This is a genomic window from Streptomyces sp. NPDC058000 (genome assembly GCF_042886435.1).
Classification (GTDB): Bacteria; Actinomycetota; Actinomycetes; order Streptomycetales; family Streptomycetaceae; genus Streptomyces.
This window is the reverse complement of record NZ_JBHVQS010000008.1, coordinates 70,346-90,667: the sequence shown is the minus strand read 5'-3', so window position 1 is coordinate 90,667 and position 20,322 is coordinate 70,346. Positions and strand designations below refer to the sequence as shown.

Here is a 20,322-nt window from a genome sequence, read left to right as displayed (position 1 = left end):
CAAGTGAGGGACGACGCGATGGTGGCACTGGTTTTTCCGGGCCAGGGATCCCAACGCAAGGGCATGGGCGGGGAGTTGTTCGCCCGCTTCCCCGACCTGACCGAGCGGGCGGACGCCCTCCTCGGCTACTCCGTCGAGGAGCTGTGCCGCACCGGCGGTGACGGGAGGCTGGACCGCACCCAGTTCTCCCAGCCCGCCCTGTTCATCGTCAACGCGCTGTCCTACCTGGCCCGGGAGACCGGGTTGCCCGAGCCCAGCCACCTGGCCGGGCACAGCCTGGGGGAGTACAACGCACTGTTCGCGGCCGGCTGCTTCGACTTCGCGACCGGGGTGCGGCTGGTCCAGGCGCGCGGCGCGCTGATGGGCCGTGCCGAGGGCGGCGGAATGCTGGCGGTGCTGGGCGCGGACGGCGAAGCGCTGGCCGGGCTGCTCGCCGACAACGGCGTGGCCGGTGCGGACGGCATGGGCGGCATGGGCGGTGTGGCCGGCGTGGCCGGCGTGGATATCGCCAACTACAACGGGCCCGCGCAGACCGTGCTGTCGGGGCCGTTGGACGCCCTGCGCGAGGTGGCCGCCGAGCTGTCCGGGCGGGCCGGCGTGCGGTGCGTGCCGCTGCGGGTCAGCGCCGCCTTCCACTCCCGCCACATGCGCCCGGCCGCCCAGGAGTTCGCCCGGTTCCTCGAAGGGTTCGCGTTCCGTGATCCGCGGCTGCCGGTGCTCTCCAACGTCACGGCCCGGCCGTACGGCCCCGGGCAGGTCGCGGAGCTGCTCGCCCGGCAGATCGACCATCCGGTGTGCTGGACCGGCATCATGGACCGGCTCGTCGCGGACGGGGTGCGGGGGATCGAGGAGGTCGGGCCGGGACGGGTGCTGACCGGGCTGTGGCGGCCGGTGCAGGAACGGGCCACCGCGGGCCGCCACTTGGCTACGGACGACCGCCCGGCTACGGAGGACCGCCCGGCTACGGAGGACCGCCCGGCTACGGAGGATCGTCCGGCCACGGTCGAACGCCCGGTTGCGGAGGATCGTCCGGCCTCGAACGACCGCCCGGCACCCGTCCCACCCGCGCCCGCGGCGTCACCGAGGCCCGCGCCGGTGGCCCGTTCCGCGTCACCAGCCGCCTCCGCACCCCCGGCCGCCTCCGTCCCGCCCGCCCTGCCCGTTGCACCCGTCACACCCGTCGCCCCCGCACCCCCGGCCGCCCCGTCGCCCCACTCCGCCCCCCTCCGCGCCGAGGACCTCGGCAGCGCCGCGTTCCGGCACGACTACGGCGTCCGCTACGCCTACCTCGCCGGTGCGATGTTCCGCGGGATCGCCTCCACCGACCTCGTCATCCGGATGGCCCGGGCCGGCCTGATGGGCTTCTTCGGCGCCGGCGGCCTCACCCTGGACCGGGTGGAGGAGGCGCTGACCACCCTCACCCGCGCCCTGGGCCCGGACGGCCGCTTCGGTATGAACCTCCTGCACTCGATCGACGACCCGGCCTACGAGGACGCGGTGGTCGGGTGCTGCCTCCGGCACGGCGTCCGGCACGTCGAGGCCGCCGGATTCACCCAACTCACCCCCGCCGTCGTCCAGTTCCGCTACACCGGCGCCCACCGCGACCCCGACGGCCGCCCGATCGCCGTCCGCCACGTGCTCGCCAAGGTCTCCCGGCCCGAGGTCGCCACCGCCTTCATGGGCCCGGCCCCCGAGCCGATCGTGACGAAGCTCCGCGCCGCCGGCCGGCTCACCCCCGAGGAGGCCCGGATCGCCGCCGAACTGCCGGTCAGCGAGGACCTCTGCGTGGAGGCCGACTCCGGCGGGCACACCGACGGCGGCGCCGCGCTCACCCTGCTCCCCGCCATGCTCCGGCACCGCGACGCGGCGATGGCCCGGCACGGGTACGGCAAGCAGATCCGGGTCGGTGCGGCCGGCGGGATCGGCGCCCCCGAGGCCGTCGCCGCCGCCTTCGTCCTCGGCGCGGACTTCGTGCTGACCGGCACCGTCAACCAGTGCTCACCACAGGCCGGCACCTCCGACGCGGTCAAGGACATCCTCGCCGGACTCGACGTCCAGGACACCGCCTATGCCCCGGCCGGCGACATGTTCGAGATCGGCGCCCGGGTCCAGGTCGTCCGCAAGGGCACCCTGTTCGCCGCCCGCGGCAACAAGCTCCACCAGCTCTACCGCGCCCACGACCGTTGGGAGTCGATCGACCCTGCCACTCGACGCTCCGTAGAGGAGACCTACTTCAAGCGGACCTTCGACGACGTGTGGGCCGAGACCCGCGCCTACCACCTCGGCCGCGGACGCACCGCCGAGATCGACAAGGCCGAGCGTTCGCCCAAGCACAAGATGGCCCTCGCCTTCCGCTGGTACTTCGCCCGCTCGGTCCGCTGGGCGCTGGAGGGCGACCCGGCCCAGAAGGTCAACTTCCAGATCCAGTGCGGCCCGGCGATCGGCGCCTTCAACCACGTCGTCCGCGGCACCCCGCTGGAGGACTGGCGCAACCGTCACGTGGACGCCATCGCCGCCTGTCTGATGACCGGCGCCGCCGACGTCCTGGCCCGCCGCCTCCCGTCCTGAACCAGCCCGCGCACAACCCGTCATGACGTCCTCTCACCACAGGAGCACCAGGTGACCACCCAAGCCGCCCCGGCACCCCCGGTTTTCCACTCCACCAACAGCGGTGTGATCGTGCAGCGCACCGCCCAGCTCAAACAGGCCCACCGCACCGAAGGCCGCCGGCTCGCCCTGGAACAGGCCGCGTTCCTCAACGCCAAACACGCCGGGCAGGCCACCGTCACCGTGCACGAGGAAGCCTTCGGCACCCGCGACCGGCTGCACTGGCTGATCCACCTCCCCGCCCTCGGCGGCTACCGCGCCCTCGCCCCGCTCCTCGACGGCGACGAGGGCCCGGCCGCCGACGCCGACTGGCACGACTGGTTCACCGACGGCTCGTTCCACGAGACCGCGCTCATCCCGCAGCACTGGGGCATGTACGGCACCGACGAGGCACTGCCCGAGGGCACCGTCATCGACGCGGCCGCCCCCGACCTGCGGGTCCCGCCCGCCCAACGGCAGACCTCGATCAGCCCGGCACGGACCCGGCACTCCGCCAACTCCGGGCTGATCATCCACCGCACCGCGCAGCCCAAATACGCCTTCCGCGCCGAGGCCCGGCTCTTCGCCCGCCGGATCACCGCCTCCATCACCACCCGACTGCCCGGCATCGCCTCCTCCTTCCTCTACGAGGAGGCGTTCGGCCCCGCCGACCGGGTCCACTGGCTGATCCACATGAAGAGCGTCGACGCCTACTACGACCTGATCGACATGCACATGCGGCTGGACGACGAGACCCGCGCCATCTACCTCGACGAGATCATCGCCCCCGAGAAGGGCGGCGGCACCTGGAACCGGCTCTTCGTCGAGGACACCATGACCGACCTCGCCTTCGCGCCCCTGGCGGAGGCCCACTAGAGCCGCACTCGCCCCCCGCCCCGACGCCCGCGGGCCTGCTCACTTCTGAGCGGGCCCGCGGGCGCGCTGTTCCTAGGGTTCACACCGGCGCCGCACACCGGCCTCGCACCCGGCACCGCGCGGCCGCTCACCTGGCCGTCCACCGGTCCCACACCTGGGGGAGCAAGCACATGGAGCCTGGAACCAGCCCTGCGGGAGCGCCGGCCACCACCGGCGACGCACTCGCCGCGCGCATCGCCCGGACGCTCACCCGCGTCCTCGCCGAGGCCCGGCCCGGCGACCCGCCGGCCGCCCCGGACACCGCACTGCGGCGGCTGGGCCTGGACTCGATGACCGCGGCCCGGCTCTGGCTCGCCGTCCAGCACGAGCACCGCCTCGACGTCCCGCTCCGCTGGCTCACCGAGGCCCCGACCCTGGCCGACTACGCCCGGCGGGTCGCCGCCCTCGCCGCCGGCGACACCCGCCCCGAGCCCGGCCCCGGCGCCCCGTCCGCCACCGCCGACCCGGCCGCCCGCCACGAGCCGTTCCCCCTGACGCCCCTTCAGGAGGCGTACCTCAGCGGCAAGGAACCCGAACTCACCGCCGACGCCGTCGGCTGCCACCTCTACCGCGAGTTCGACCTCCCGGCCCTAGACGCCGAGCGGCTGCGCACCGCCTGGCAGCGCCTCGTCGACCACCACGACATGCTGCGCGCCGTCCTCACCGACGACGGCCGCCAGCAGATCCGCGCCACCGCCCCGCCCTGGACCCTGAGCGTCCACGACACCGCGGACCGCGCCGCGTTCACCGCCCGGGCCGCCGAGGTCCGCGGGCGACTCGCACACCGTCACTACCCGGCCGGGCAGTGGCCCCCCTTCACCGTCGAGGCCACCCGCCGCGCCGACGGCGGCGGCCGGATCCACCTCAGCATCGACGCGCTGATCACCGACGGCCAGGGCCTGGACCTGCTCACCGCCCAGTGGCAGGCGTGCTACGACGACCCCCGGCACCCCCTCCCCGCCCCCGCCACCGGACTCACCGTCCGGGACTGCGTCACCGCCCTGGACGCCGCCCGGCACACCCCCGGGCACCGCCGCGACCTCGACCACTGGGTGGAACGGATCCGCCGACTCCCCGGCGCCCCCGGCCTGTTCACCGACGCCCCGGAAGAGCGCCCCGACGGTCTGCCGTGCCTGCGCCGGACCACCCGCACCGCCGCCCTCCCGCCCGCCGTGTGGCAGGCCCTCCAGGACCGTGCGGCGGCACTGGAGGTCTCGCCGACCGCCCTGGTGCTCACCGTCTTCACCGAGGCACTCGCCCGGCACGGCGCCCACCGCCCGTACGCGCTCGTCGTCACCACCAGCCGCCGCCCCCATCTCCCGCCCGAAGCGGACCAGTTGGTGGGCCCGTTCACCGGTACCGCGCTCGTCGAGGCGGTCCCGCCGTATGCGCACCCGTTCGACGAGGCGGCCCGGCTGACCCACCGCGAACTGTGGGACGCACTGGAGCGCTCCGGGGTCTGCGCGGTCGCCGCCGGGCGCGAACTGCGCGCCCGCGACCGGGGCCGCGGCCCCGCGCCGCTGCCGGTCGTCTTCACCAGCATGCTCGACACCGCCGGCCGCCCCCGCGACCGCGGCTTCGCCGCCCGCACCGGCTACGCCGTCAGCCAGACCACCGGCATCTGGCTCGACCACCAGATGTGGGAACAGGACGGCGCGCTCCACCTGCGCTGGGACACCGCCGACGCCCGCTTCACCCCCGGCACCGCGGACGCCGCGTTCGCCGCCCTCTGCAACGGCCTGCGCGCCACCGCCCTCACCACCGCCCCCACCACCCGCCCGCTCAACGACCTCCAACAGGCGTACTTCGTGCCCCGCGCCACCGCCGACCCCGGCCCCTGGCGCGGCTGCCAGGTCGTCACCTCCTACGACAGCGAGGAACGGATCGACCCGGTCCGGCTGTCCGCCGCCGTGACCAAGCTGGCCGCGGCCTACGACGTCCTGCGCAGCGCGGTCACCCACGACGGCACCATCGAGGTGTGCGCCCGGGCGCCCGAGCAGTGGACGGTACCCGTCATCGGCCCCGGCCCCGACGGCGCCGCCCCCTGCCCGGACGCCGTCCGGGAGGCGATGGCCGCCGCGCCCTTCCCGCTCGGCCGCCACCCGCAGTTCGAGGTGCGCGTCACCCGCGGCACCGCGACGCCCCCCACCGAGGCGACGGGCCCGGCCGCGTCCGACACCGACACCGACACCGTCCACCTGGTCGTCGACCTCACCCTCGCCGACGCCCGCAGCATCCACCTCATCGGCCGCGAACTGATGCGGCTGTACGCCGACCCGGCCGCCGCCCCGCGCCCCGTCGAACCCCGCCCCGAGGAGGGCACCGCACCGCCCGCCGACCCCGACCACTGGCCGCGGCGACTGCGCGACCTCCCGCCCGGCATCCCCGCCGCCCGCACCGCCCCCGACGGCACCCCGCCGCGCCGGATCCGCCTCCAGGCCGCCCCGCTCGCCTGGCAGCCGTTCGCCGACCGCTGCGCCGCCCACGGACTGTCCCCGGACGCCGTCCTGTTCACCGCCTTCTGCGAGGCGCTGGCCCGCCGCCACGGCGCCGGCTTCGCGCTGCCCGTCGTCCGCTGGGACCACACCGGCGACCAGCACCGGCCGGCCGAACACACCGCCCTCAGCTGGCTGCCCTGCGCCCCGCCCGCAATGCCGTTCACCGACCGCGCCCGCCACTGCCAGCACACCCTCGACGAGGACCGGACGGTCCCCACCAGCGGCCTGCCCGAGCTACGGCGCACCGCCGCCCGCACCGGCACCGCCGGCCACCCCGTCGTCTACACCTCCGTCCTGGACCTCACCGACCGGCCACTGCCCCCCGGCAGCACCGCCGGCCCCTGGCTGAGCTGCACCCCCGACGTCACCCTGGACTGCATCACCACCGTGGACGCCGGACTGCTCCACCTCGCCTGGGACGCGGTCGAGCCGGAGGCCCCGGAGGACGGCTGGGGCGAGGCGTTCGCGGCGTACACCGCGGCCGTACGGCGGTTGGCGACGGACGACGCGGAATGGGACGGGCCCGCGCCGGACGCCCCGCAGCCGCTTCCGGCGAAGACCCCGGCCCCCGGCGCCCTCACCGACGCCGAACTCCACACCCTCCTCCACACCTGGAACGACACCGCCCACGACTTCCCCGCCGACCGGCTGATGCACCAGCCCTTCGAGGAGCACGCCGCCCAGCGGCCGGATGCCGAGGCGCTGCGCTGGCGCGGCGGCACCATGACCTACCGGGAACTCAACCGGCGCGCCAACCGCCTCGCCCGGGAACTCCGCACCCGCGGCGTCGGCCCGGAGACCGTGGTCGCGGTCAGCGTGCCGCGCGGCCCGATGATGATCGCCGCGGTCCTCGGCGTCCTCAAGGCCGGCGGGGTCTACCTCCCGATGGAGCCGTACCTGCCCGCCGAACGCGCCGCGGTCATCCTGGAGGAGGCCGACGCCGCCCTGGTCATCACCACCGAGGACCGCGACGGCTGGCCCGTCCCCGACGGCGTCGGCCGGCTCTGCGCCACCGCCGCGACCCGGGGCCCGCACCCCGCCGACGCCGACCACGACCCCGACCCGACGACCGGGCCCCAGCACACCGCCTACATCATCTTCACCTCCGGCAGCACCGGCCGCCCCAAAGGCGTCGCGGTCGCCCACCGCCCGGTCCTCAACCTCCTCAACTGGTGCTACCGCACCTTCGACTTCGGCCCGCACGACCTGGGCCTGTGCGTCACCTCGCTCGGCTTCGACCTCTCGGTCTTCGACGTCTTCGGGCTGCTGGGCCGCGGCGCCGCCCTCTACCTCGCCGACGAGGAGCAGCAGCGCGACCCGGCGCTCCTCCTGGACGTCCTGCTCGACGAACCGGTCACCTTCTGGAACTCCGCGCCCACCACCCTCGCCCAGATCGGCCCGCTGCTCGACGGCCGGCAGGATGCCCCCGGCACCGGCGACCTGCGGTTGGTCTTCCTCAGCGGCGACTACACCCCGCTGTCCCTGCCCGACGAGATCCGCGCGGTCTTCCCCCGCGCCGATCTGATCAGCCTGGGCGGCGCGACCGAGGCCACCGTCTGGTCCAACTGGTTCCGGATCGGCGCCATCGACCCGGAGTGGCGCAGCATCCCCTACGGCAAGCCCATCGACAACTGCCGCTACCACGTGCTCGACGCCCGGCTGCGCCCCTGTCCCGTCGGCGTCGAGGGCGACCTCTACATCGGCGGTGAGTGCCTGGCGCTGGGATACGTCAACCAGCCCACGCTCACCGCCGAACGCTTCCTGCCCGACCCCTTCCGGGACGACCCCGATGAGCGGCTCTACAAGACCGGCGACCGCGCCTGCTACTTCCCCGACGGCAACCTCTGCTTCCTGGGCCGGGCCGACGGCCAGGTCAAGATCCGCGGCTTCCGGGTGGAACTCGCCGAGATCGAACACCGGTTGCGCGCCCACGAGGCCGTCAAGGAGGCCGTGGTGCTGGCCCGCGAGGACGGCTGCGGCGACCGCAAACTGGTCGGCTACGTCGTCCCGCGCCCCGGCGCGGCGTGCACCGGACGGGACCTGCGGGCCTTCGCGGCCCAGGCCCTGCCGGAGTACATGATCCCCAACTTCCTCGGCTTCCTGACCGCCTTCCCGGCCACCGCCAACGGCAAGTTGGACCGGTCGGCGCTGCCCTGGCCGCTGACGCAGGACCAGCTGACCGGGCCGACCGCCGAGAGCGCCGGGACCCCCGAGGTCGCCGCCGCGCCGGCCGGCGGACCGGGTCGGGCCCCGGCGCCCCGGCCCACCGGGCCCTCGCACGCCGAGCTGTGCGCGGAGATCGCCCGGCTGTTCGCGGAGGCGCTGGGGGTGCCGTCGGTGGACGCCGAGGCCGACCTCTGGGACCAGGGCGCGACCTCGTTCACCATGGTCAGGGTCTCCGGCGCCCTCCAGCGCGCCCACCGGCAGCGGGTACCGGTATCGGCGCTGCTGGACGAGCCGACGGTGAGCGGCATCGCGCGGTGGGTGCGGACCCATCTCCTGGGAGCGGCCGAGCCCGAACCGGAGCCCGAGCCCACGCCCGAACCGGCGCCCGCCCCCGCCCCCACGCCTGCCTCCGCTCCCGCCTCCGTCGACTTCTTCTCCCCGGAGGACCGGGACCGCTTCAAGCGGCAGCACTGGAACCGGCGCCCGGAGGAGCCGGACACCCCCGAAACCCCCCTGGAAACCGTGGAGTTCGAGGCGGAGCTGTACGCCTGGCGGGCCAGCCGCCGGGACTTCGGCGCGGGTCCCGTCCCGTACGCCGACTTCTGCCGGCTGCTGAGCCTGCTGCGCGCGGCACCGGCCGACGGGACCGCCCGCGCCCTGTACCCCTCGGCCGGCGACACCTACGCCGTCCAGGTCTACCTCCACCTCACCCCGGACGCCGTCGACGGCCTCGGCGCCGGGCTCTACTACTACGACCCGGACCGGCACGCCCTGCGACTCCTCGACGCCGACGGCCGGCTCGACGGCCGCAGCCACTTCTACTACAACCGCCCGGTCTTCGACCGCTCGCGGTTCGGCGTCTACCTCTTCGGCCAGCGGCACGGCATCGAGCCGCTGTACGGGGACGAGAGCCTGCGCTACCTCACCCTGGAATCCGGCTACCTGGGGCAGCTGCTGCTGATGGGGCAGGCCGCCTGCGGCATCGGACTGTGCCCGATCGGCGCCCTCAACACCGACCGGCTGCGCGCCCAACTGGGCCTGGACGAGGGGCACGTCTTCCTCCAGGCGTTCCTGGGCGGCGCCGCCGCACACCCGGAACGCTCGGCGGCCGGCACCCGTCCGGTCTTCGCCGACCCCGAGCCGACCGGCCCGGCGGCCCCGGCGGCGGAGCCCACGGCCGCCACCCCCACCGCCGTCATCGGGATGGCCGGCCGCTTCCCCGGCGCCGACGACCTGGACGCCTTCTGGGACGACCTGCTGGCCGGCCGGGACGCGGTCCGCCCGCTGCCCGCCACCCGCACCGAGGCCGCCCCGCCCGGCGCCCCCGCCACCGGCGGTTTCCTCGACGACATCGACCGCTTCGACAGCCTGCGCTTCCACGTCGCACCGCAGGAGGCGGGCACCGTCGACCCGCAGGCCCGGCTGATGCTGCACACCGTCTGGCAGTGCCTGGAGGACTCCGGACACACCGCCCGGTCGCTGCGGGAGTCGGCCGGCCGGGTCGGGGTGTTCGTCGGCGCGATGTGGCACGACCACCGGCAGCAGGGCGCCGACCACTGGGCCGACGGCGGCCCCGCGCACACCCCCGCCACCGCCTCCGACATCGCCAACCGCGTCTCGCACTTCTTCGACTTCCGCGGCCCCAGCCTCGCCGTGGACACCTCCTGCTCGTCCTCGCTGGCCGCGCTGCACCTGGCGGTGGCGAGCCTGCGCCGCGGCGAGTGCGGGGCCGCGGTGGTCGGCGCGGTCAACCTCTTCGGCCACCCGTACCACTGGGGCCTGCTCGACGGCATGGAACTGCTCGCCACCGGTGCCCCGCGCGGCGCGTACGCCGCGGACGGCAGCGGCTGGCGCCCGGGGGAGGGCGCCGGGGTGCTGCTGCTGCGGCCGGCGGCCGCCGCCGAACGCGCCCGGGACACCGTGCACGGCCTGATCGAGGGCACCCGGATCGCCCACGCCGGGCGCGCCCCGCGCTACGGCGCCCCGCGCACCGAGGCCCTCACCGACTCGCTGGCCAGGGCGCTCGCCGACGCCGGGGTGACCCCCGACGACCTCGACTACGTGGAGTGCGCGGCGGCCGGCGCGGGCATCGCGGACGCCGCGGAACTGGAGGCCCTCGGTTCCGTGCTGGCCCGCGGCGCCGACGTCCCGCCGGTGCCGGTCGGCACCCTCAAGCCCAACATCGGCCACCTGGAGGCCGCTTCGGGCATCTCGCAGCTCATCAAGGTGTTGCTCCAGATGCGGCACGGCACCCTCGCCCCGACCCTGGTCGCCGCCGACCGCAGCCCGCTGGTGGACTGGCCGGGCCTCCCCGTGGAGGTGGTCGACCGGCCCCGGGCGTGGCCGGTCCGGGCCGCCGACGGCCGTGCCACGGCCCTGGTCAACGCGGTCGGCGCCACCGGCTCGTACGGACACGCGCTGATCCGGGCACCCCACCGGGACGTACCGGCCGGCGACCGCGCGGACCGGGCCCGGGAGGCCGCGCCGCACTCCCCGGCGCCGCGCGGCCCCCGTACCGTCGTGCTCTCCGCCGAGTCCCCGGAAGGGCTCACCGACGCCGCCCGCCGGCTCCGCGACCACCTGGCCACCACCGGCCGCCACACCGACCCGGACGATCTGGCCTGGACGCTCCAGACCGGCCGGGTCCCGCTCGCCGCCCGGTTGACGCTGGACGCCGACGGTCTGGACGGGGTCCGTGCCGGACTGACCGCCTTCCTCGACGGCCGGCGCCACCCCGGCCTGGCCACCGGCACCGCCGACCCGGCCCTGGCCGCCGCCCCGCCGGCCGCCGCCCCGGACTCCGCCGCCTCGGACCCCGCCACCGCGGTCGCGGACTGGCGGCGCGGCCACCAGGTCGACTTCGCCCGGCTGTGGACCGTCCCCGCCCGCCGCATCCCGCTGCCGGTCCGCGCCCTGGGCGGTGAACGACACCGGCTGGCGCCCGAGCGGCCGGCGGAGCCACCGCAGCCGACCCCGAGGGCGCCGGAGCGGGTCACCACCCCCGCCACCACCCCGATCGCCTCCCCGACGGCCGCGCCGGCCGCGGCTGTCCCGGCCTCCGCCGAGCGCTACCTCCTCGACCGCTACGCCGAGGCCAGCGGCATCCCGACCGACCGGCTGCACCCCCGCGTCCCGCTGGAGAACTACGGGCTCAGCTCCCACCTGGTCTCCCTGCTCAACGACCGCTTCGAGCGGGAGATCGGCGGGGTCTCACCCACCGTCCTCTACGAGTACCCGGACCTCGCCGGCGTCGCGGGCCATCTGGTCCGCCACCACCGGGGACCGTGGACGGAGCCGGAGCCCCCGCCCGCCGCAGCACACCAGGACACGGCACCCGACGCAGCGAACCCCGACGCAGCGAACCCCGGCACGGGAGACTCCGCCACGGGGGACCCTGGCACCGACGCCCCCGGCACCGACGACCCCATCGCCGTCATCGGTATCGCCGGCCGCTACCCCCAGGCCCCCGACCTGGACCGCTTCTGGCGCAACCTGGTCGACGGCCGGGACTGCGTCGGCCCGCTGCCCGCCGAGCGGGTCCGCGAGGGCTGGCCGTCCGAGCTGATGTGGGGCGGCTTCCTCGACGGCGTGGACCGGTTCGACCCGCTGCTGTTCGGGATCTCCCCGCGGGACGCCCAGCTGATGGACCCTCAGGAACGCCAGTTCCTGGAGGTGGCCTGGGAGACGCTGGAGGACGCCGGCTGCACCAGGGCCAAGATCCGTGACCGACTCGACTCCCGGGTCGGGGTGTTCGTCGGGACGATGTACAACGAGTACCCGTTCTTCGGCGTGGAGCGCTCCCTGCTCGGCGAGCCGGCCGACACCGGATCCGCGGTGGCCGGCATCGCCAACCGCGTCTCGTACTTCCTCGACCTGCACGGCCCCAGCCTGGCCGTGGACACCATGTGCTCGTCCTCGCTGACCGCACTGCACCTGGCGGTGGCGAGCCTGCGCCGCGGGGAGTGCGCCGCGGCCCTGGTGGGCGGGGTCAACCTCTCGCTGCACCCGCACAAGTTCCGCCAGCAGGCCCGGCTGAAGATGGCCTCCGCCGACCACCGCTGCCGCAGCTTCGGGGCGGGCGGCGACGGCTTCGTCCCCGCCGAGGGCGTCGGCGCGGTACTGCTCAAACCGCTCTCCGCCGCCCGCGCCGACGGCGACCGGATCCACGCAGTCATCCGGGCCACCGCCGTCAACCACGGCGGCAAGACCAACGGCTACATGGTCCCCAACCCCGTCGCCCAGGGCGAGTTGGTACGCACCGCGCTGCGGCGGGCCGGCGTCGAACCGTCCGACCTCGGCTACCTGGAGGCGCACGGCACCGGCACCGAACTCGGCGACCCGGTCGAGATCAACGGTCTGACCCGGGCCTTCGACGGGGCGATGCCGGCCCGCGGCAGCTGCGCGATCGGCTCGGTGAAGTCCAACATCGGTCACGCCGAGGCCGCCGCCGGCATGGCCGGCCTCGCCAAGGTCGTCCTCCAGCTGCGCCACCGCACCCTGGTGCCGTCACTGCACTCCCGTGACCTCAACCCGGCCGTGGACTGGGCCGGTTCGCCCTTCCACGTCCCCCAGGAGTCCCAACCCTGGGACGCCCGCCGCGGCCCCGACGGCACCCCGCTGCCGCGCCGGGCCGGGATCAGTTCCTTCGGGGCGGGCGGCGCCAACGCCCACGTGGTGGTGGAGGAGTACCTGCCCGCCCCGGCGGCCCCGGTGCCCGCCGCATCCGGACCGCAGCTGATCGTGCTCTCCGCCCACGACGCGGAACGGCTGCGCGCCCTGGCGGCCCGACTCCGCGACCGCCTCACCCAGAACCCCGCCACCGTCCCGCCGCCCGCGCTCGCCGACGTGGCCCACACGCTCCAGAGCGGCCGGGAACCGCTGCGCGAGCGCCTCGCCGTGGTCGTGCACGACCTGCCGGAACTCGTCGGGCACCTGGACCGGTTCGCGGCCGGCGCGGCGGACGGCCCGGTCCACGACCGCACCCCGGGGGCCGCGCACCCCGAGGGCCCGCTCGCCGCCCCGGAACCCGGCGCCGACCCGGTCGCCGAGCTGTGGCGGCTGGCCCGGCACTGGACCCGCGGCGGCGCGGTCGACTGGTCCGCCCTGCACCCGGCGCGCCCCCGGCTGATCGCCCTCCCGTCGTACCCGTTCGCCGGGCACCGCTACTGGCTGCCCGAACCCCGGCGGCCGCACGCCCCGTCGGCCGCCCCCGCCCGCCCCGGGATCCCGCTGCACGCCTGCGGCTGGGAGCCCGTACCGGGCCCGCGCCCGGCCGGTGAAGTGCGCGGCCGGACCCTGTGCCTCTTCGCCGAGCACAGCGAACCGCTGGCCCGCACGATCGCCCAACTCCTCGGCCCGGAAAGGGTGTTGCTGGTCCGGGAGGGTGCCGACGCCGGCGACGGCGTGCCCGCCTTCGCCTCCGAGCGGGAGGCCGCACGGATCATCAACCGGGCCCTGGCCCAGCACCCCGACCTCACCCACTGGCTCGACCTGACCGACCTCGGCCGACCGGCCCTCGACGGCCCCGGCCCCTGGACCTGCCGGCTGCTGATGCTCCAGCGGCTGGTGCGCCAACTCCGCCGCACCGGCTGCCGGATCCTCCAGGTGACCGGCGGACTGTACGGCCTGCCGGGCCCCGCACCGACCCTCGCCGGCGCGCGACTGGCCGGCTTCGTACGGATGCTGGGCGCCGAGTACGGGAAGGTCGCCGCCACCGTACTGGACCTGGACCCGGCCGCCGCCGGCCCGACCGACACCGCACGAGCGATCCTCGCCGAACTTGCCGCGCCGGACGCCCCGCACCAGGTCTGCCTCCGGGACGGCGTACGCCACCGCCCCGCCCTCACCGCACTGCCCGCCACCGACCCGGGCCCGCTGCGCTGCGCCGACGACCGGGCCTACCTCGTCACCGGTGGCACCCGCGGCATCGGCGCCCTGGTGGCCCGGCTCCTGGTCCGGCGCGGCGCTCGACGGATCGCCCTGACCGGCGGCCGCACCCTGCCGCCGCGCACCCGATGGGCCGCCCTCGACCCCCGGACGCCCGAGGGCGCCACCGCCGCCCTGGTCTCCGAGCTGGAGGCCGCCGGCACCCACGTCCTGCTGCACTCCGGGCCGCTCAGCGACCGGGACCGCACCGCGGACTTCCTGACGGAGGTGCGCCGCACCCTCGGGCCGCTCGGCGGGGTCGTGCACTGCGCCGGCCGCGGACCGCTGGGCCGCCCCTCGTTCGTCGGCAAGGACCTCGCCGACTTCGCCCCGGTCCTCGAACCCAAGACGACCGGATTGGAGACCCTGGCCGAGCTGTGCGCCGCCGACCGGCCGGAGTTCTTCGTGCTGTTCTCCTCGCTGTCGGCGCTCGCGCCCGCCCTCGCCGCCGGCGTCAGCGACTACTCCGCCGCCAACGCCTTCCTCGACTCCTTCGCCGAACACCAGGCACGGTCCGGACGGCCGTGGTTCCGGTCGGTGGTCTGGCCGACCTGGAGCGAGGCCGGCATGGGCGCCGCCAAGCCGGACGGCTGCGCCGCGGCCGGCGTCGGACCGCTCACCGACGAGGACGGGCTGCGCGTCCTGGAACGGGTGCTGCACCTGCCGCCCGAGCACGTACGGGTGGTGCCCTGCCCACCGCTGGACGGCGTACCGGCCGACCCCCGGGCGCTCCTGGGGCACCCGGCGGAGCCGGCCCCCGCCACCGACCCCACCACCTCTGAGGAGGAGACCGCCGTGCGGACCACCCCGGACCACGGGCTGCCGTCACCTGCCGCGCCGCCCTGGCTCGCCCCCCTGTTCAGCGAGCTGCTGGCGATCCCGGAGGACGACCTCGACCCCACCGAGCTCTTCGGCGACCTGGGCGTGGAGTCCGTGATGCTGGGCGAACTCCTCGAACGCATCGAGGAGAAGATGGGCCGCCCACTGGACCCCGGAACCCTCCTGGACCACCCCACCCTCGACCAGCTCGGCCCGCACCTGGCCGCCCTCGGCGCCCCGATGACCACCGGCCCGGCCACCGACGCCGCTCCGGCCACCGACGCCGCTCCGGCCCCGTCCGGCGCGGAGGCACCCGCCGCCCCCGCCCCGACAGCCACCCCGGCAGCCGCCCCGGCACCGGCCCCCGAGCCCCCCGCCGCGGCCCCCGACAAGATCGCCGTCATCGGTCTGGCCGGCCGCTTCCCGGGCGCCCCGGACGCGGCCGCGTACTGGGAGAACCTGCTCGCCGGGGCGTGCGCCGTCGACGAGGTGCCGGTCGCCCGCTGGGACACCGCCGCGCTCTACAGCCCCGACCACGCACCGGGCCGCAGCATCAGCAAATGGGGCGGATTCCTCGACGGCATCGAGGAGTTCGACCCGGAGTACTTCCGGATGACCGACGACGAGGCGCGCTGCCTGGACCCCGCCGTCCGGCTCTTCCTGGAAGGCACCGCGCAGTGCCTCGCGGACGCCGGCTACCGCGAGACGGAGCTGGCCGGCCGCGACGTGGGGGTCTTCGCCGGGGCGCGGATGTCCGGCTACGGACGGCGCGCCGCTGACCGCCGGGACGCCGTGGGCATGGGCTCCGACCAGAACTTCATCGCCGCCCGGGTCGCCCACCACTACGACCTGCACGGCCCCAACCTCGTCGTCGACAGCGCCTGCTCCTCCTCGCTCGTCGCCCTCCAACTCGCCTGCCGCAGCCTGCGCGACGGCGAATCCGAACTGGCCCTGGCCGGCGGGGTGGACATCCTCCTCGACGAGGAGCCCTACCTCGACTTCAGCGCCGCCCGGGCGCTCTCCCGGCGGGGCCGCTGCGCTACCTTCGACGAGCGCGCCGACGGCTTCGTACCGGGCGAGGGCTGCGGAGTCGTCCTGCTCAAACCGCTGGCCGCGGCGTTGCGCGACGGCGACCGGATCCACGCCGTCATCGACGCGGTGGCGGTCAACAACGACGGCCGCACCATGGGCCTGACCACCCCCAACCCGGCCGCCCAGGCCAAGGTCGTCCGCCGGGCGCTGGCCGCCGGCGGCCGCAGCCCCGAGGACATCGGGCTGATCGAGGCGCACGGCACGGGCACCATGATCGGCGACCCGATCGAACTGCGCGCCCTGACCGAGGTGTTCCGCGAGGCCACCGACCGCACCGGCTTCTGTGCCATCGGCAGCGTCAAGAGCAACGTCGGGCACCTGCTGAGCGCCGCCGGCATGGCCGGTTTCCTCAAGGCCGTCCTCGCGGTGCGCGAGGGCCGGATCCCGCCGACGCTCTTCTGCGACCGGCCCAACCCCCGCTTCGACTTCGCCGCCTCGCCGTTCCGGCCCGCCCGCACCGCCTTGGAATGGGCCCCCGACGACGGCCGGGTCCGCGCCGCCGGCGTCAGCGCGTTCGGCCTGGGCGGCACCAACGCCCATGTGATCACCAGCCAGTTGGACCCGGCGCTGGCGGCCCGGCACACCCCGCGGCCGGCGCTGTCCGATCCGCACTTCCGGCGCCGCCGCCTGTGGCTGGAGAAGCCCGCGGATGCCCGGCCGGCCGGCCCACCGCCGACGCCGGCCGCCGACGCCGCCCCGGCCACCGCGCCCCGCCGCCGCCTCAGCGCCTCCATCCTCGGCCTGCACTTCGCCCCCGCCCCGGCCGGCCCCGCACCCACCACCACCGTCCCGGCCCTCGACACCGCAGCGGCCACGCAGGAAGGACAGCCGTGTTGAACTCCCCTTCCGCACCGGACCCCGGCCACGAACTGGTCTGCCACCTGGTCCTCGCGCACTCCGACTTCATCATGCAGAACCACCGGGTGCACGGGGTGTCCGTGATGCCGGGCGTCACCTTCCTCGACATCGTCTTCCGCATCCTGCGCGACCGCGGTTTCGACACCGCCCACGCCGAACTCCGCAACGTCCTCTTCCACGAGGCCATCGCCACCGCCGAGGGCTTCGACTGCGACATCCGGGTCTCGGTGTCCGTTCCCACCGACGGCAGCCGCTGGATCACCGCCGAGAGCCGCCGCCGCGAGAACGGCGCCCCGGTCACCACCTACCGCGAGAACTTCCGCGGCGAACTGGTCTTCCGCGACGCCCCCGAACCGCCGCCGCTCGACCTCGACACCCTGCGCAGCACCGCCCTGCGCGTCGTCGACCTCGACGAGATGTACGCCCGGGCCCGCGCCGAGGAGATCCGGCACGGCTCCGCGATGCGCTGCTTCGGCCGGCTCTACTACGGCGACGGGCGGCTGCTCGCCGAACTCGGCCTGGACCCCGAGGCCGCCGAACTCGACGGCCACTTCCACCTGCACCCGGCCAAGATGGACTGCACCACCATCGCCGCGTTCGCCCAGGTCCCGCCGGAGAGCGACGACCCGTTCATCCCGGTCTTCATCGAGTCGTTCCGGGCCCCGCGCCCGCTCACCGGCACCGCCTACGCCTACATGCCGCACCCCGAGACGCTCGCCCAGTCCGGCGACGTGATGCACAACGACTGCGCGCTCTACGACGCCGACGGCCGCTTCCTCGCCGGCTTCACCAAGCTGATGTGCAAGCGCATCCGGCACGCCGGGCTGATCACCCGGCTGGTCACCGAGGACGGCCCGGACGGGTCCGACGACGGCTCGGTCGACGCCGTCCGCCGCCCCACCGCGGTCCTCACCGCCGGCTGCGCGGACCCCGGCATCGACGACGAGCGGACCGCCGACCCCACCGAGGTCACCGGCCACCTGCGCGGCATGATCGCCCGGATCCTCGGCAAGGACCCGGCCGCCCTCTCCACCAGCACCGGCTTCTACGAACTGGGCCTGGACTCCGGCCACATGCTCGACATCAGCCGCGAACTGGAGAAGTACGTCTGCTCCCCGCTGTACCCGACGCTGCTCTTCGAGTTCTCCGACATCGACTCGCTCGCCGCGCACCTGCACACCGAGTACGCGCCCCGGCTCCGCCCGGCCCCCGACCGCGACCCGGCGCCCGCCGCACCGGACACCCCGCCCGCGCCCGACGACACCGCAGAACCGACCCTCCGCTGCCACCGCCCCGTCTGGTCTCCGGCGGCCCCCCGACCCCCGGCCGACGGGACGCCCGCGGACCGCGCCCTCGTCCTGATCGGTGCCGCCGCCGCCACCGCCGCGGCACTCCGCACCGCCGCCGGCCCCGGCACCCGCGTCATCCGCGCCGAACGCGCCTCCGGCTACCAGCGACTGGGCCCCGACCACTACCGCCTCGACCCCACCGACCGCGACCAACTCGGCCGGATGCTGGGCGCGTTGCGGGACGAGGGCACCACTCCGGCCGGCTACGCCCGGCTCGCCCGGGTCCCGGCCCGCGCCGACGACGCCGCCGCGGTGCCCGAGGCGTACCGCGAATGCTGGGCGCTGGCCGCCGCCGTCACCGACACCCGACCGCTGCACCCCACCGCCCTGCTCTTCCTCCACCCGCACGACACCACCCCCACCCGCCCGCACCCGGAGGACGCCGCGCTGGGCGCGCTGGCCCGCACCGTCGCCGTCGAGGCGCCGGTGCTGCGCGCCCGCGCCGTCGGCCACCCGGCGGACCTGCCCGCCGACCGACTGGCGCGGCTCCTCGCCGACGAGACCGCCGACCTCTCCGCCGAGTCCGAGGTCCGGTACGCCGACGACGTCCGCCAGGCGGTCCGGTACGCGTCCGGGCCCGCCCCCACCGGCGGCGACGTGCTGCGTCCGGACGGCGTGTACCTGATCACCGGAGGCGGCGGCGGGCTCGCCGCGCTGATCACCGAGCGGCTGGTGGGCCGCGGACCGGTCCGGCTGCTCCTCACCGGCCGCAGCGCACCCGGCCCCGAACTGACCGGGCGGATCCGCGACTGGCAGGACCGCGGCGCCGCCGTGCACTACGTCCGCGGCGACATCGGCAACCTCGACGACGCCTACGCGGTCGCCGCCCGGGCCCGCGAGCTGTACGGCCGGATCGACGGGGTGTTCCACTGCGCCGGCACCGTCAAGGACGGCATGTTCTTCCGCAAGGACCCGGCGCAGACCGCGGCCGTGCTTGCCGCCAAGACCGCCGGCACCCGCCACCTGGACGCCGCCACCGCCGACGACGACCTGGCGTTCTTCGCGCTGTTCTCCTCCGTCTCGGCCTCCGTCGGCAACCCGGGTCAGGCCGACTACGCCTACGGCAACGCCTTCATGGAGCACTTCGCCGAGCGGCGCGCCGCCCGCACCGACCGCCGGGGCGCGTCGGTGGCCGTCGGCTGGCCGCTGTGGGCGGACGGCGGGATGCGGGTCTCCGACGACGCCCGGCACCGCTCGGCCGCCGGGACCGGACTGCACGCCCTGCCCACCGATGCCGGCCTGGACACCCTCTTCGCGCTGCTGGCCGACGACCGGGGCGCGCGGACCGTGGTCACCTACGGGGACCAGCGGCGCATCGAGGACCTGCTGCCGGCCCCCGAGCCGGTCCCCGAGTTGGTCCAGTCCGACGACCGGCAGACGTCCCCGTCCGACTCGGTCGCCGCCGCCTCTGGCTCGGCCACCGGTTCGGCCTCCGCCTCCTCTTCCGCTGCTTCAGCCGGGGGCGCCCCCACCGACCAGTCGGACGCCGTCGCCGTCATCGGCCTCGCCGGCCGCTATCCGCACGCCGACGACCTGGACGCCTTCTGGCGCAACCTCGCCGAGGGCCGTGACTGTGTCACCGAGGTCCCGGCCGACCGCTGGGACCACGACGCGATCCACGACCCCGAACCTGGCAAGGACGGCCGCACCTACGGCCGTTGGGGCGGCTTCCTCGACGGCGTGGACCGCTTCGACGCGGCCGCGTTCGGCATCTCCCGCCGCGAGGCCGAGCGGATGGACCCGCAGGAACGCCTCTTCCTCACCATCGGCCGGCAGGCCGTCGAGCACGCCGGCTACCGGCCGGACGCCCTGGTCGGCTCCCGCGTCGGTGTCTTCGCCGGCGTCATGTGGAACCACTACCAGCTCTTCACGGACGCGGACCCCTACCCCGACGCCGACGGCGATGGCGCCACGGGGGCGGACGGCGGCGCGGACCGCGGGGTGGCACCCACCGCGCTGCACTGCGCGGTAGCCAACCGCCTCTCCTACTGCCTGGGCCTCGCAGGCCCCAGCATGGCCGTCGACACCGCCTGCTCCTCCTCGCTCACCGCCCTCCACCTGGCCGTCGAGAGCCTGCGCCGAGGCGAGTGCACCATGGCCGTGGCCGGCGGCGT

General features: G+C 75.6%; 4 protein-coding genes (1 of these 4 running past the window's edge). All 4 read left to right on the top strand.

Going from position 1 to position 20,322, the window contains the following annotated elements:
- Positions 1-18 precede the first annotated feature (18 nt).
- Positions 19-2,568, top strand: coding sequence for an ACP S-malonyltransferase (fabD, locus tag ACFVT2_RS11060; RefSeq protein ID WP_390015072.1), 2,550 nt, complete (start codon positions 19-21; stop codon positions 2,566-2,568).
- A 51-nt stretch (positions 2,569-2,619) separates the two neighbouring features.
- On the top strand, positions 2,620-3,462 hold the full coding sequence (locus tag ACFVT2_RS11055; protein WP_390015070.1) for a DUF6039 family protein: 843 nt from the start codon (positions 2,620-2,622) through the stop codon (positions 3,460-3,462).
- Positions 3,463-3,632: 170 nt separating this feature from the next.
- Complete coding sequence (locus ACFVT2_RS11050) at positions 3,633-16,838, top strand: amino acid adenylation domain-containing protein (RefSeq protein WP_390015068.1); 13,206 nt, start codon at positions 3,633-3,635, stop codon at positions 16,836-16,838.
- Positions 16,832-20,322 carry the beginning of an SDR family NAD(P)-dependent oxidoreductase gene (locus tag ACFVT2_RS11045; protein WP_390015065.1) on the top strand. Its footprint extends 19,132 nt past the window's final position, so only the first 3,491 of its 22,623 coding nucleotides appear in the window; the start codon lies at positions 16,832-16,834; its stop codon lies off the right edge, out of view. Before ACFVT2_RS11050 ends, ACFVT2_RS11045 begins: the two co-directional genes overlap by 7 nt.